A 14,657-nucleotide genomic window follows, 5' to 3' on the forward strand; every position below is an offset into this window, starting at 1 on the left:
TTTAAATTACACCTGCAGGATTCACCGTTTTTTTATAAGACGCTGGAGATAGTGCTTCCACTCCTTTACGCTTGCCGGCTTATTGCTGCCGCTTGAAATGGAGATCTGCACCCCGTCTTCCATGAATGAAGCCGGAAAAGCTACATTACCAATTGAAGGGTTATCGGCACCGTTCACCAGCTGCCAGGGATGCTTATGCCTCGCAATCATTTGCTGGGCTGATTGATCCCCGGAGGCGGACACAATCAACCACGCGTTCTCCAAATCCTCCGGTTTGCCCATTTTTTGCTTCCAGTCCACCTTATTTTCTTCCCAAAGCTTTTTCAGTCCTTCAGAAAGCTCCGGTGCCACAATCGTTACAGCAGCATTTGCCTTTAACAGCTTGCCGGCTTTACGTTCCGCCACCCTGCCGCCGCCAATGATTACAGTTTCCCTCATTTCCAGATTTACAGCTAGCGGAAAAAGAAAGTCAGACATGAATGCCTGCGGCTTTTTCAAGCGTTTCAGCGACACGGGATTCAAGCACCGGAAGCAGCCGTTCGTCGAAGCCTAAAAAGTCGCACCTTGTAAAATGCCCGGGTTTGGCCTGATTGTAGTGGGCTGCTGCTTCGTCCATCTCTTTAATGAGCAGTCCGACAAACATTAAATAAGGCAGAACGTATACTGGCCGCTCTCCTTCAGCCAGCTCTTTCATTTTTTCCTGAAACCCCGGCTCGGCGGCGGCCAAGAAAGCTGTTTCCACCCTCGAACGGCCGGTATGCTTCTCAAGCTCTCCGGCTATACGGTAAAAGTCTTCGATTGCCCCGGGATCCTTTGCACCTCTTCCTACAAACAGGATGACTGCTTCTTCCTCCGGCACCCACCCTTTTACCCGGAGACGGTCCAGGAGAAGATCGTTAATACGGTCATGAACACCAAAAGGGTTCCCGTATTGAATAGTCACTTCAGGGTGCATCTGCTGCACTTTTTCGAGCTCTTCAGGAATATCTTTTTTGATATGACCGGCTGAAAGCAAAAGCACCGGCACAACAGCCAGGGTATCGGCACCATTTTCAATGCACTCAACAGCGCTTGTGACGATATCCGGCTCTGCCAATTCCAAAAAGCAGGTTCTCTGCTCGTAATCCGGGAAAGCAGCTCCCGCTTTTTTCGTAAAAGCTTTTACCTGTTCATTGCCCTCGGGGACTCTCGTGCCGTGTCCAACAAACAAAATAGCTTTCATGATCATTCCTCCTTAAATAATAGGGCTGAAGCAATCTTGAATAGAGGCAGTGACTGCCTGCGCCGAAGCCTCTGCTGTCGTATCCACATGGATTCCGTATTTTTCAGCCTGCTCTTTCGTGCGTTCACCAATGCACACTACTGTTTTTTGCGACCACCACCGGCCAGCGTCTCCATTATACAAGTCATTGATTTTCCCCACAGCTGTCGTGACAGCTTTTCTACATGGGAAAATCACTGTATTAATGGAGTTATCCATCAGCAGCCGCTCAAGTGTATGATCTGAAGACACGGCACTCTTTAACACATGCCCTATGTCACTGCTGGCCTGGGGACCGATTTCTTTTATCCAATCTTCGCTTCCAATAGCATGAACGCTCTCTGTATGGCCCCACCGCTCTTTCGGACGAAATTCGGGAAGAACGCCGTAGTCCTTCCATTTTTCTTCTGCCCGGCGGGTTGCGGCTGTAAGAAGGCAGGTTACCTGTCTCAGGTCCAGACGCCAGTTCTTTAACTGAGACACAAACGCTTCAACGTCACTGGCTGTTTCAAATACAATTTCATCATAGGGGAGATCCTTTTGTAGGTGGATAAGCTCCGGCAATGTTTCTTCCCATACCGGCCCTTCATACACCTCCGCCCCCTGACTCTTCCAATCACTGCTCCATCTGCCTGCACCCGGTGTTGTCCGCACATGCCATATGTAGCGGCCAAACAATGGAAGCTCTTCAAACCAGGTGGAGGACGGTCCAGCTTTAACGACGTTGCCTACCAGCGTAATCGAAGGGTTTTCAATCGCATGCTTCTGTACAATATCATTGATATCTGCCAGTGTGCCTTTAACTGTCCGCTGCTTGGAATATGTGCCCCACTCGACTACCATCACGGCCGTATCCTTAGGCTTTCCCGCTTCTATGAGCCGCTTCGTTATAAAAGGCAGGTTTTTGACCCCCATGTAAAAAGCGACTGTATCAATGCTTTTGGCAAGCGGTTCCCAGTCCAGGTCCGGCTCTCCAGTTTCCTTTTTCGTATGGGCCGTAATCGCTGCAAAGCTTCCCGAATAATCGCGGTGAGTTACAGGTACTCCGGCATAAAGCGGGGCAGCTATACCAGAGGTGATGCCCGGAACAATTTCGTACTCGATACTGTTTTCCTCCATCACGGCCGCTTCTTCCCCGACTCTTCCAAACACACCAGGGTCGCCGCCTTTAAGACGTACTACCCGTTTTCCCTCCCGGCTTTTTTCCACCATCATTTCCTGAATCACTTCCTGCCGCAGAATATGCTTCTGCGGCAGTTTTCCACAGTATATACGTTCCGCTTCAATCGGGGCCTGTTCCAGAAGAAGCGGGTTGACCAGCCTGTCATAAAAGATGACGTCCGCCTGCCGGATGCACTCTGCTCCGCGCACGGTAAGAAGACCTTCATTTCCGGGCCCTGCTCCTACTAAATAAACTTTTCCAGCTGCCACCCAACCCCTCCTTTCTCTTTATTAAATGGTAAAAAAGGACACGGCTTAACAGCCCGCGTCCTCTACGTATCTTTCTTTATTGTTCTTCGATGTAATCCCAGTTCACTAACGCGTCCACCACTTCCTGGGCAGATTCTTCAATGGATTTTTGTTCCGTATTTACCGTGAGCTCCGGGTTTTCCGGCTCTTCATAGGGAGCGTTGATCCCGGTAAAGGAAGGAATTTCTCCGGAGCGGGCTTTTTTATACAACCCTTTCGGGTCCCGCTCTTCACACGCTTCGAGGCTCGCCTCTACGTACACTTCGATAAATTCTCCTTCCGGGAGCAGTTCACGCACTTGATGGCGGTCCTCCCGGTACGGGGAAATAAAAGCAGTGCTGACAATCTGGCCGCTGTCAACGAACAGCTTTGCCACTTCTCCGATGCGGCGGATGTTTTCTGTCCGGTCCTCCGGAGAAAAGCCAAGGTCCTTATTCAGGCCGTGGCGGACGTTATCTCCGTCGAGCACGTAGGTATGACTGCCCCGTTCAAAAAGCTTCCGGGAAACGGCGTTTGCGAGCGTGGATTTACCGGATCCGGAAAGACCGGTAAACCATAGCACAAAGCTTTGATGCTTATTTTTTTCCTGACGTTCTTCTTTAGATACCGAGGCATCGTGCCAGACGATATCGGTGGATTTAGACCCCATCGTTTTCCTCCTGTCGTTTATGAATTGGAAGTCTGGCGCTGCATGCCGCGGATTAATACTTCCACGACCTCCGGACGGCTGAACTCTTTTGGAGGCATTTCGCCATTGGTCAGCATGGCGCGCACCTTCGTACCGGAAAGAATGACATGGTCAGCTTTGTCGTGCGGGCACGTTTTGGCTGTTGCCATGTTTTCACATTTCAGGCAGTAGAAGGAATGCTCAAAGAAGCGCAGCTGAATGCCAAGTTCTTCAAACGTAAATTCGGAGAAAATTTCCTGAGCGTCATACGTGCCGTAATAGTCACCGACACCAGCATGGTCACGGCCCACAATAAAGTGGGTGCAGCCGTAATTTTTCCGGACCATGGCATGGAATATTGCTTCCCTCGGCCCGGCGTAGCGCATAGCAGCAGGAAATACGGCTAAAAACGTCCGGTTCTCAGGGTAATATTCATCAAGAATGGTTTCATAGCTTTCCATACGCACATCGGCAGGAATATCATCTGATTTTGTTGCTCCGACAAGCGGATTTAAAAACAGGCCGTCCACGGTTTCAAGCGCTGCTTTTTGAATATATTCATGCGCCCGGTGAACAGGGTTTCTCGTCTGAAAACCGACTACGGTATTCCAGCCGCGGCTTTCAAACGCGCTACGCGTTTCTTCCGGGTCCAGATAATAGTTTTCAAACTGTTCGTGGCTGATTTCTTTTACAAGCGTAATTTTACCGGAAACATACGTGTCCGGACGATCGTACATTTTCTTTACGCCGGGGTGGGCTTCTTCTTCGGTGCGGTATACTTCTCTTGCTTCCCGCGTTTTATCCGGAGCATAGAATCCTTCAAGTTCAATCGTACCGTACGTTTCTCCGTCAAAAACCAGAAGGGCTTCCTCTCCTGCTTTCAATTCCTCCGCTTTTTCCTTCGTAACCGGAAGGGTAATAGGAATACTCCAGACTGTGCCGTCCGCAAGGCGCATCGAAGAAACCACCGAGTTGTAGTCCTCTTCGCTCATGAAGCCTTCAAGCGGACTGAATGCTCCGTTTGAAAGCAGTTCAAGGTCAGATAAAGCGACCTCATCAAGCTCAATTTGTTTTTGAATGGATGAAACGTCTTTGTTCAAGTCCTTACGATTTACTAATTTCCCACCGTGCGGTGTGCTTAAAGCCATGATCATCGTCCCTTCTTCATCTTAATTCATCAGCGGTGCAGGCCGCATTCTGTTTTTCCGCTTCCTGTCCAGCGTCCGCTGCGAAGGTCTTCGCCTTCGAGCACCTTTGCAGTGCACTGTACACAGCCGATACTTGGATAATTCTGTTCGTGCAGTTCATTGTAAGGAAGGCTGTTGTCTTCGATATAGGCCCAGATATCATCCCACGTCCAGTGGATTAGAGGACAAATTTTAATCGATTCAAACCGCTTATCTTCGTTTACAAACTGCGTGTTGCGACGCGTAAGTGACTGCGACCTGCGCAGGCCGGACATCCAGGCGCCGTACTGGCTCAATTCGTTTTCGAGGGGCTGCAGCTTCCGAATACTGCAGCAGCGGTCCGGATCTGTTTCCCAGAGTCTATCGCCTTCCTGGGCCGCCTGTTGTTTAGGCGAAAGTTCCGGCTTCAGCATTTTAATATTTAACTCCGGATACTTATCACGAACTGCATCAATTACATCATACGTTTCTTTAAAATGAAACTGGGTGTCGAGAAAAGCGATGGTTGCATCTGGTTTCACCTGGCTGATTAAATCGATCAATACAATTCCTTCAGCTCCGAAACTGCATGCGTATACTAAATCATCGCCGTATTCGCCGTAGGCCCAGCGGATAACTTCAAGCGCACTTTTTCCTTCCAGCACTTCGTTATTCACTTGCTCCAATTCATTTGTCTGCAGGGAATCATATACTATCATGCGCTTCCATCCCTTTCACTTTAATATTGTACCTGTTTCTATAAAAAATGAAAATCTTATTTTAAAGTCTTTGAAATCCTTAGTAAGTTTATCAGGTTTATTAGCTTACAGTATATTTTAGTGGCTTCCTTTTGCAAAGTCAACAATACAAATCGTTTAACTAGGGATTATTCATAGGGGATTTTTCCCGGTCATTCTATTTCCTGTTAGCATTAGCTTTCACATCAGTATTTATGGCATAATATAAAAGGATCTTACTTTTAAGAGCAGCATCGGTTCAGCGCACAATTTTTAGGAGGTTACGAATGAAATTTATTGATAATGAAGGCATTAATGACCCAAGAATCAATTTAGCCATTGAAGAATTTGCTTTAAAAAACATGGATCTCGACAAAGACGAAATGTATTTGCTTTTTTATGTAAATAAACCTTCCATTATTATTGGGAAAAATCAAAATACAATTGAAGAAATCAACACCGATTATGTGGAGAAGCACAACATTCAGGTGGTACGGCGCCTTTCCGGCGGCGGGGCAGTATATCACGATTTAGGCAATTTGAATTTCAGCTTTTTAACCAAAGATGATGGCAACAGCTTTCAAAATTTCCAAAAATTCACTCAGCCGATCGTCGATGCTTTGAATAATATAGGGGTTCCGGCCGAAATGTCGGGGCGTAATGATTTACAGGCGAACGGGAAAAAAATTTCCGGCAATGCCCAGTTTGCCACAAAAGGGAGAATGTTCAGCCACGGCACCCTGATGCTCGATTCAGAAATTGAAAACGTCGTAGCTGCGCTGAATGTAAAAGACGAAAAAATCCGCTCGAAAGGGATCAAGTCCATTCGGAGCCGTGTAGGAAATATCAATGAGTTTTTGGATGAGCCATTGTCCGTAGAAGCCTTCAAACAGCTCATTCTTCGCTATATTTTTGGAAGCGACGAAGACATCGAGCAGTACCGCCTGACCGATGAGGACTGGAAGGAAATTCATAAGATATCCGAGGAACGTTACAGCAACTGGGACTGGAACTACGGCAAGTCCCCGGCTTTTGATATTCACCGCAGCAAAAAATTCGATGCCGGCATGCTCGACATCCGCTTCAACGTCAAAAAAGGCGTGATTCAGGAAACGAAAATATACGGTGACTTTTTTGGTACCGGGAACGTAGAGGATCTCCAGGAAGCACTTCAGGGTACGAAATATGAACGCGATGCCATCTACAAAACATTATCGCAGTTTGATCTGTATACGTATTTTGGAGCTATCTCCATTGATGAAGTCGTGGACTTAATTTATTAATTCAGATGATTTTTTTCGTAAAAATGGGAAATTACTCATTTTTTACGTGACCTTAGACCCTTATTTAAGTGTCTCCACTCCTCTACAATGAAATACTAGAGACTAATAACCCGGAAAAGGTGAGTAAATAAAATGGCATTAACAGAAATTGGTATTGATTTGGGAACCGCAAATATTCTTGTTTACACGAAAGAAAAAGGCATTATTCTTAACGAGCCTTCCGTTGTAGCGCTTCATATCGACACAAAAGAAGTCTACGCTGTAGGTACAGAAGCAAAAGAAATGGTTGGAAAAACTCCGGCCAATATTATCGCGACCCGTCCGATGAAAGAAGGCGTTATTGCAGATTATGATATTACATCCGCAATGCTTTCGCATATCATGAAAAAAATTCAAAAAGAAGCAGGCTTTACTCTCCGCAAACCGAAGGTCGTAGTATGTACGCCGTGTGATTCCACTTCCGTAGAACGCCGGGCTATCCGGGACGCAGTGCTTGGATGCGGGGCTAAATCTGTTTCCTTAATCGAAGAACCAATTGCAGCGGCGCTCGGGGCAGAGTTGCCTGTAGATGAACCTAAAGCGAACGTAATCGTCGATATTGGCGGGGGCACGACAGAGGTTGGCATTATTTCCTACGGCGGCATTGTTTCCTCCCGGGCGATCCGCCGCGGCGGAGACCATCTGGATGAAAGCATTACCCAGCATGTCCGCAAGGAATACAACATGCTGATCGGCGAACGGACCGCTGAAAATATCAAAATGGAGATCGGCTCCGCTATCCCTGACGGTGAAGTCCGTACGATGGAAATCCGGGGCAGAGACCTTGTGAACGGGCTGCCAAAAACCATTACTCTCGAGTCACCGGAAATCCACCGGGCTATCACAGAAACCCTCGAGCAGATTCTGGAAACCATTCGCGTTACTCTTGAGCAGTGTCCGCCGGAACTGAGCGGGGACATCGTCGATCAGGGAATTGTGCTTACTGGCGGGGGCGCGCTACTGAACGACCTTCAAGAGTGGCTGAGCCGCCAGATTGTAGTACCGGTCCACCTTGCATCATCACCTCTTGAGGCTGTCGCGATTGGTACCGGTAAATCGCTGGCAATGATCAACAGTCTGCAGAAAGCTTCTATGTAATAATCAAAGAATCGTCCCCTGGCCTAATAGCCCGGGGACGATTCTTTTATATTCGATAATAGATTTTTCAAGTGTTTACTACTGTATCTGTTTTTGCAGCCACGGGTACAGGTGGTCCAGCAGTTCGTGGGACAGATTGTCGTTCTGCTGTTTTAAGTACCTGCGATGCGTTTTCATAATCGAAAACTCTTCCGGCTGGTGTCTGAGAATATGATTCATCTCTTCGACTACATAAGCCTCCACCGGACCGCTTGTATGCTGAGCAATTGCACTGACGTCTTCCGCTTTCACCTGGGCATCTTTGCCGCCATTTACGGCAATCACGGGGATGCGCATGCGGTGAAAGGCCTCTCGCGGGTCATAGTCAGCGTGCTCCTGAAACCATTTTACGTTTACATTTTTATATTTTTTTGAAGCCTCTTCATCAAGCAGCTCCTTGAGCACTTTATGCTGCTTTTTGATCATCCGCTTGTTTACTTTCCCCGTCTTCAATGCACGGTAAAAGATCCCTTTCCCCTCACTTATTTCCCTTTCTACCGATTCTCCCTGTTCGAGTAAAATATCAAACAGTGGCTTAGGCGACGATGCGAGTGCCATCAGCCCCTGTACCTTTTCTTTTTCAGCCACTTTTGGAGCAATCGCCCCGCCTTCGCTGTGACCGAGAATGAAAATTTTCTCTTCATCAATTTCAGGGATCATTTTCAAAAGACGCACCGCAGCAGCACCATCTTCGATTAAATCCTGCAGCCCCGTCTCAAGGAAATCTCCTTCACTGCTCCCTGTGCCTCTCTTATCATAGCGCAGCGCCGCTATGCCCTGCTTTTCAAGCCAGGCCGCCAGTTGGTTATAAATGTTTAATTTCATCCCCGGGGCGTTTCCATCGCGGTCTACAGGACCGCTCCCCCCAATTATCAGCACACCAGGGACTTTTTCATACCCGTTCTCAGGCACGGTGAGCGTTCCGTATAACGTTTCTGTTTGATCAAGTGTTATCAGCTGTTCCATGCTTTCACGCTCCATTAAAGGGTTTTTTATTAGTATTCCTATTTTTCGTTTAATAAAAACCTTTTTCACATTGATAATTATATTGACTAATTTGTATATACAAGTTAAAGTGAATTTATAAATTGGTATCGTTTTCAAATGCATTCATTTAAGGGGGAACAAAAATGGCAAAAATCACAAAGGAAGCCGTGGAAACGATTGTAGAAGCCGTGGGAGGCAATGAAAACATAGAAACAGTCACCCACTGCGTGACAAGACTGCGATTCGTTTTGTACGACGAAGAAAAAGTTGACAAGGAAAAGCTCACAAACCTCGAGCTTGTACGGGGAGCTTTTGCCTCCGGAGGCCAGTACCAGGTCGTCATCGGCCAGGGCACAGTAGACAAAGTGTATAAAGAGCTGATGAGCGTTACAGGCCGTTCTGAAGAAAGCGGCGGCCGTGCAGGAGACGAAGATTCTGAAAGCGATACCAGCGAAAAGCAGAAATCCGGCAAAAAACAGAATGGGTTTCAGCGGTTTATTCGCCTGCTCGCTGACATTTTCATTCCGATTCTTCCCGCCATTATCACTGCAGGGCTGCTGCTTGGTTTAAATAACCTGTTAACCGGCCCCGGCATATTTTTCGACGAAGCTGTCATCGAAGTATATCCGCAGTGGACCAGTTTTTCTGAAATTATTTTTATCATTGCAAACGCTTCATTTAACTTCCTTCCTGTTCTCATAGGGTGGTCGGCAGTCAGGCGGTTTGGAGGCAGTCCCCTCCTCGGTATTGTACTCGGGTTAATTTTCGTTCACCCGGAGCTTTTAAGCGCATATGCTTATGGTGATGCAAGTGCAAACAATGAAGTTCCAACCTGGGATTTATTTGGCTGGAACGTTGAGCAGGTCGGCTATCAGGGTCAGGTACTTCCAGTGCTTGTAGCCTCTTATGTACTGGCACAGATTGAAATCTTTCTTAGGAAACGAATTCCTGACTCCATCCAGGTGCTGCTGGTGGCACCGATCGCTCTGCTTGTTACCGGGTTCTTTACCTTTATTATTATCGGACCGGTTACATTTGGTCTTGGGAACGCGATTACCGACTTCTTCCTGTGGACCTTTGATCAATACGCATGGCTTGGCGGCCTGCTTTACGGTCTCCTTTATGCACCACTTGTTATTACCGGGCTCCATCATACATTCCTTGCGGTGGACCTGCAGCTTACAGCTTCAACTGACGGCACCTTCTTATGGCCGATTCTTGCTCTTTCCAACATCGCCCAGGGCTCTGCTGCTGTCGGTATAATGATTTTAGCCTGGAGAGATCAGAACATGCGGGGGCTCGCAGGCTCCGCCGGCCTTTCGGCGTACCTTGGCGTTACCGAGCCGGCATTATTCGGGGTCAACCTGCAGTACCGGTTCCCATTCTTCTGTGCGCTCATCAGCTCTGCCATCGCAGCAACGTTTATCAGTATTAATAACGTCCTGGCCTTTGCTGTCGGCGTCGGTGGTATTCCCGGCATCTTTTCCATCCGTCCGGGAGACTGGGGAGTGTTCTTTATCGGAATGCTGATTGTCATTATCCTCCCGATTGTATTAACCTATCTCTATGGGCGTATTCGCAAAGTAGAAGTTTAACTAATGAATTCAGGCGTCTGCTGGTCCACTTGGCAGGCGCCTTTGCTCCATACAGCATATATGCGAAAGGATGAGCAGAATGGAACCGTGGTGGAAACGCGCAGTTATTTACCAGATTTACCCTAAAAGCTTTAACGATACGACCGGGAACGGAGTAGGCGATCTCCCCGGTATTATCGAAAAGCTTGATTACCTTCAGGATCTAGGAATCGATGTTTTATGGCTAAATCCTGTGTACCCTTCTCCTCAAAAGGATAATGGATACGATATCAGCGATTATTATAATATTTACGATGTATATGGAACGATGGAGGACTTCGAGCGTCTGTTGACTGAAGCTCATGCTAAGGGCATGAAGATTATTATGGATATCGTTATTAACCATACCTCCACAGACCATGCCTGGTTTCAGGCTGCTTCGTCAGATGCCGCGAGCTCTTACCGCGACTATTACATTTGGAAGGACCCTGTAGAAGGAGACGTGCCAAACAACTGGGTGTCTAAATTTGGCGGATCTGCATGGCAGTGGCATGAGCCGACAAACCAGTACTACCTGCATCTGTTTGACGTCAGTCAGGCCGATTTGAACTGGGAAAATGAAGAACTGCGCCGTCAGCTGTACGACATGATGCACTACTGGTTCGATAAAGGTATTGATGGATTCCGGCTCGATGTCATCAATTTAATTTCAAAGGATCAGCGGTTTCCAAATGACGATATCGGCGATGGCCGCCGGTTTTATACGGACGGGCCGAGAGTGCACGAGTGGATGCATGAAATGAATCAAAACGTATTTGCCCCGCACGGAGCTATGACGGTCGGAGAAATGTCCTCCACAACGATCGACCATTGCATCAAATACACCCGCCCGGACCGGGAAGAACTGAGCATGACCTTTAATTTTCATCATTTAAAAGCGGATTACCCCGGAGGAGAAAAATGGACCCTGCCCGAATTCAATTTTGTGCAATTAAAAGAAACGTTATCGGACTGGCAAAGCGGTATGTATGAAGGCGGTGGCTGGAACGCGCTGTTCTGGTGTAACCATGACCAGCCCCGCATTGTAAGCAGATACGCCGACGACGGCAAGTACCGCGTAGAATCGGCAAAGATGCTCGCAGCAACCATGCACTGTATGCGCGGAACCCCTTACGTCTATCAGGGCGAGGAGCTTGGGATGACGGACCCTTCCTACAGCTCCATTAACGACTACCGTGATGTGGAAACCATCAACTATTATGATATTATGCAAAAGCAGGGAAAAAGCCCTGAGGAAGCGTTCGCTGTCATTCAGGCCCGCTCCCGGGACAACGCACGTACGCCGATGCAGTGGGACGGATCGAAAAATGCCGGTTTCAGTGAAGTCGAGCCGTGGCTGCCGGTGCCGGAAAATTATACGTTCATTAATGCCAAAGAAGCGGTAAACGATCCGGAATCTGTGTATCATTTTTACAAAAAATTAATTCAGCTCCGCAAGGATTACAAAATCCTGACGACCGGGAATTACCAGCTTTATCTGCCGGATCACCCTTCTCTTTTCGCCTACACACGCGAGGACGAAGATGAAGCCTTACTCGTTATAAGTAATTTCTCATCTGATACGATTCAGGCCGGCAGGCTGGATCTTCCCCGAAAAGAAGTGGCGGGCACTGTCTTTGTCACCAATTACAAACGGGATAGCTTTTCCCTGGAAGCTGACAGTCTGCAGCCTTATGAAACAATCGTTCTGCATTATCAAAAATAGCCGTCCTGGGGTGTAACGAGCATGAGCACAAAAAGAAAATATCTAGACATCTATGAAGAAATAGCACGAGGCATCCGCAATGAGCAGTTTCAGCCTCATGCCCTGCTTCCTTCTGAGCATGAGCTTACTTCTATGTATGACACGTCACGGGAGACGATTCGAAAAGCCCTGAATCTGCTTTCCGAGCACGGGTATATTCAAAAAATACAGGGCAAGGGCTCCGTCGTGCTTGAAACTGGCAGGTTCGATTTTCCCGTTTCCGGGCTTGTCAGCTTTAAAGAGCTGGCGGAACAGACCGGCAGCAACAGTAAAACCCATGTGCATTCCTTAACTCTCTCTACTGTGCCCCCGGCGCTTCAGCATGCGCTCGAGGTTCAGGAAACGGAGCAGGTCTGGGAAGTAAAACGCCAGCGGAAAATGGATGGCGAAAACATTGTGCTCGACATTGACTACCTGCTTGAGCGCTGGGTGCCTGGTCTCACCGAAGACATTTGCGCCGATTCCATTTATGACTACGTGGAGAATAAACTGAAGCTTGTAATCAGCTTTGCGCGTAAGGAAATTACTATTGAAAAGCCGACGGAAGAAGATAAGCAGCTTCTTGATCTTTACCCGGATTCGAGTATTGCAGTCGTCCGAAACTATGTGTATCTCGATAATGCAGAATTATTTCAGTACACCGAGTCCAGGCACCGTTCGGATAAGTTCCGTTTTATCGACTTTGCCCGTCGTCACCGTTAAAATGGTATCAGGAGCAAGGTAAAGACAAATCAAAGGAGTGATTTCTCCTGTTTACTATACGGGATTATCCGGAGTTTTCCTGGTCGCTGTCGAGGCATAAAACGCTGCTTCAATGCGAACGACAGTATGCCCACCAGTATTACTCCTCACACAACGGCTGGCTGCGTAATGCGGATCCTTTTCCGCGTCATGTCTACCGGTTGAAAAATTTAACTAATCTCGAAATGCTGTTTGGGTCTATTGTGCATGATTTAGTGGAAGAAACGCTGAAAAAATATTTAACTGATGGCCATCTGCCGACAAAAGACACTTTGAAAGAAACGATCCGTACCCGTCTGAACGCAGGATTTATCGATTCTACCCAAAATGTCGAACAGTGGCGTAAAAAACCGAAACATACGACAATGCTCCATGAAATTTACTACGGAGAAGAGAAAAAGCTGCCCGCGGAGAAAATTAAAAAAATTCAGGACCGTCTTGAGGCTGTAGTAGAGCACATTTTAACCTGTGACACGTTACTCGAGCTTACTTCTGACCGGCCCACCTATTACCTCGAATCGGAAGAACTCCGCACGATGAGCCTTGAAAACACAAAGGTGTTTGCCGTTCTTGATTTTCTTTATAAAGATGAAGAAAACAATAAATGGGTAATCGTGGACTGGAAAACCGGCCTGCAGACAGAAGAAGATCCGTATCAGCTTGCGCTGTATGCGCAGTACGTCCTTGACTACTACCCGGAAACAGCGCTCGAGGATATCGTCGTGCGGAATGAATATCTGCTCGAAGGCACCAGTGTCGAACACAAGCTTGATCATTCCACTCTTCAGGAAGTCAGAGAGCTGCTCGTCCAGAGCGTGGAGCGTATGGCCGGCTTCCTTGAGGACAAAGAAGCCAATAAACCACTGCCGCTCGAGTATTTCAAAAAAACGACCAACACCTTCGCCTGCAAGCGGTGTAACTTTTATGAACTGTGCTTTCCGGAGCAGTAATAAAGCGGCATTCCGCTGCCATAAACGAAAAGTACCAGCGTCCGACTGCGGACGCTGGTACTTTTTTATTTCGGAGGCATACGGAGTGCGCCGTCCAAACGGATAGTTTCCCCGTTTAACATCGTGTTTTGGATAATTTCTTTCACAAGCGAGGCGTACTCATTCGGAAACCCGAGCCTTCTTGGAAAAGGAACGTTCTGTCCCAGCGTCTGTCTCGCTTTTTCCGGAAAGGACATATAAAAAGGAGTTTCGAACAAGCCCGGAGCGATAGCCATGACGCGTATGCCAAAATCTGAAAGCTCTCTGGCCGCCGGCGCCGTCAGGCTCCATATGCCTCCTTTAGAGGCACTGTAGGCAGCCTGGCCGACCTGGCCTTCGTAGGCTGCGATCGAAGATGTATTAATAATGATGCCTCTTTCTCCCTGTTCATTTGGTTCATTATGTCTCATCGCATCTGCACCGAGCCGGAGCATATTAAACGTTCCAACCAGATTCGTCTGAATAACGCGGTTGAAATGCTCCAGGGAATGCGAATTCTTTTTATTCAAAATCTTCTCTGCAAGTCCGAGAGCTGCGCAATTGACTACTCCGTCAATACGCCCGAACGTTTCTATTGTTTCATCAATAGTTGCTTTTCCTTTTTCATCTGAAGTAACGTCCATTTCAATAAAAATGGCGCTGTCCCCAAGCTCTTTTGCTCTTTTTCTTCCGGGTCTCACCTCAAAATCGGCGATAACCACCTTCGCACCGTTTTCTACAAGCATATTCGCCGTAGCACCGCCAAGTCCGGATGCACCGCCCGGCAGTAAAAAGACTTTTCCGTTAATATCCATACTGCTTC

14 protein-coding genes are annotated in these 14,657 nt (G+C 47.6%); 6 read left to right on the forward strand and 8 right to left on the reverse strand.

Going from position 1 to position 14,657, the window contains the following annotated elements; all coding sequences use genetic code 11:
• Nucleotides 1-21: 21 nt before the first annotated feature.
• The 6 genes from ACTRXF_RS08530 to ACTRXF_RS08555 all read right to left on the reverse strand — a co-directional run bounded on the left by ACTRXF_RS08530 (nucleotide 22) and on the right by ACTRXF_RS08555 (nucleotide 5,283).
• Nucleotides 22-477, reverse strand: a complete 456-nt coding sequence (locus tag ACTRXF_RS08530; protein ID WP_474263512.1) for a precorrin-2 dehydrogenase/sirohydrochlorin ferrochelatase family protein — start codon at nucleotides 475-477, stop codon at nucleotides 22-24.
• Nucleotides 470-1,222 carry a sirohydrochlorin chelatase gene (locus tag ACTRXF_RS08535; protein WP_474263509.1) on the reverse strand — a complete coding sequence of 251 codons (753 nt, stop codon included), beginning with the start codon at nucleotides 1,220-1,222 and terminating at the stop codon, nucleotides 470-472. The genes ACTRXF_RS08530 and ACTRXF_RS08535 overlap by 8 nt, the downstream gene beginning before the upstream one ends.
• Before the next feature lie 12 nt (nucleotides 1,223-1,234).
• Nucleotides 1,235-2,692: a uroporphyrinogen-III C-methyltransferase gene (cobA, locus tag ACTRXF_RS08540; protein WP_474263507.1), complete on the reverse strand. Its 1,458-nt coding sequence runs from the start codon at nucleotides 2,690-2,692 to the stop codon at nucleotides 1,235-1,237.
• A gap of 76 nt (nucleotides 2,693-2,768) precedes the next feature.
• Nucleotides 2,769-3,380, reverse strand: a complete 612-nt coding sequence (gene cysC, locus ACTRXF_RS08545; protein ID WP_474263505.1) for an adenylyl-sulfate kinase — start codon at nucleotides 3,378-3,380, stop codon at nucleotides 2,769-2,771.
• Between the two features lie 17 nt (nucleotides 3,381-3,397).
• On the reverse strand, nucleotides 3,398-4,546 hold the full coding sequence (gene sat / locus ACTRXF_RS08550; protein ID WP_474263503.1) for a sulfate adenylyltransferase: 1,149 nt from the start codon (nucleotides 4,544-4,546) through the stop codon (nucleotides 3,398-3,400).
• Nucleotides 4,547-4,575: 29 nt separating this feature from the next.
• Complete coding sequence (locus ACTRXF_RS08555; RefSeq protein WP_462864886.1) at nucleotides 4,576-5,283, reverse strand: phosphoadenylyl-sulfate reductase; 708 nt, start codon at nucleotides 5,281-5,283, stop codon at nucleotides 4,576-4,578.
• Between the two features lie 305 nt (nucleotides 5,284-5,588).
• On the opposite strand from ACTRXF_RS08555, the gene ACTRXF_RS08560 reads away from it, so the two are divergent.
• A complete protein-coding gene (locus ACTRXF_RS08560) occupies nucleotides 5,589-6,584 on the forward strand; it encodes a lipoate--protein ligase (RefSeq protein WP_474263501.1) in 996 nt (331 codons plus the stop codon).
• A 132-nt stretch (nucleotides 6,585-6,716) separates the two neighbouring features.
• Nucleotides 6,717-7,721, forward strand: a complete 1,005-nt coding sequence (gene mreBH / locus ACTRXF_RS08565) for a rod-share determining protein MreBH (protein ID WP_474263499.1) — start codon at nucleotides 6,717-6,719, stop codon at nucleotides 7,719-7,721.
• A 78-nt stretch (nucleotides 7,722-7,799) separates the two neighbouring features.
• Here mreBH and ACTRXF_RS08570 read toward each other — a convergent pair whose 3' ends face one another.
• On the reverse strand, nucleotides 7,800-8,726 hold the full coding sequence (locus tag ACTRXF_RS08570) for an alpha/beta hydrolase family protein (RefSeq protein ID WP_474263497.1): 927 nt from the start codon (nucleotides 8,724-8,726) through the stop codon (nucleotides 7,800-7,802).
• A gap of 164 nt (nucleotides 8,727-8,890) precedes the next feature.
• Here ACTRXF_RS08570 and treP point away from each other — a divergent pair, with 164 nt between their 5' ends.
• The 4 genes from treP to ACTRXF_RS08590 all read left to right on the forward strand — a co-directional run bounded on the left by treP (nucleotide 8,891) and on the right by ACTRXF_RS08590 (nucleotide 13,816).
• Nucleotides 8,891-10,342: a PTS system trehalose-specific EIIBC component gene (treP, locus tag ACTRXF_RS08575; RefSeq protein ID WP_474263495.1), complete on the forward strand. Its 1,452-nt coding sequence runs from the start codon at nucleotides 8,891-8,893 to the stop codon at nucleotides 10,340-10,342.
• 79 nt (nucleotides 10,343-10,421) lie between these two features.
• A complete protein-coding gene (gene treC, locus ACTRXF_RS08580; RefSeq protein ID WP_474263493.1) occupies nucleotides 10,422-12,086 on the forward strand; it encodes an alpha,alpha-phosphotrehalase in 1,665 nt (554 codons plus the stop codon).
• A 21-nt stretch (nucleotides 12,087-12,107) separates the two neighbouring features.
• Entirely contained in the window at nucleotides 12,108-12,827 is a 720-nt protein-coding gene (gene treR / locus ACTRXF_RS08585; protein WP_474263491.1) for a trehalose operon repressor, read from the forward strand.
• An 86-nt stretch (nucleotides 12,828-12,913) separates the two neighbouring features.
• Complete coding sequence (locus ACTRXF_RS08590) at nucleotides 12,914-13,816, forward strand: PD-(D/E)XK nuclease family protein (RefSeq protein ID WP_474278901.1); 903 nt, start codon at nucleotides 12,914-12,916, stop codon at nucleotides 13,814-13,816.
• Between the two features lie 65 nt (nucleotides 13,817-13,881).
• Here ACTRXF_RS08590 and ACTRXF_RS08595 read toward each other — a convergent pair whose 3' ends face one another.
• The gene (locus tag ACTRXF_RS08595) at nucleotides 13,882-14,649 is read right to left on the reverse strand and encodes a 3-hydroxyacyl-CoA dehydrogenase (protein WP_474263489.1); all 768 of its coding nucleotides are present in this window, start codon (nucleotides 14,647-14,649) and stop codon (nucleotides 13,882-13,884) included.
• Between the last annotated feature and the right edge of the window lie 8 nt (nucleotides 14,650-14,657).

It is taken from the genome of Marinococcus sp. LNHM3E3-2.2, assembly GCF_056034385.1.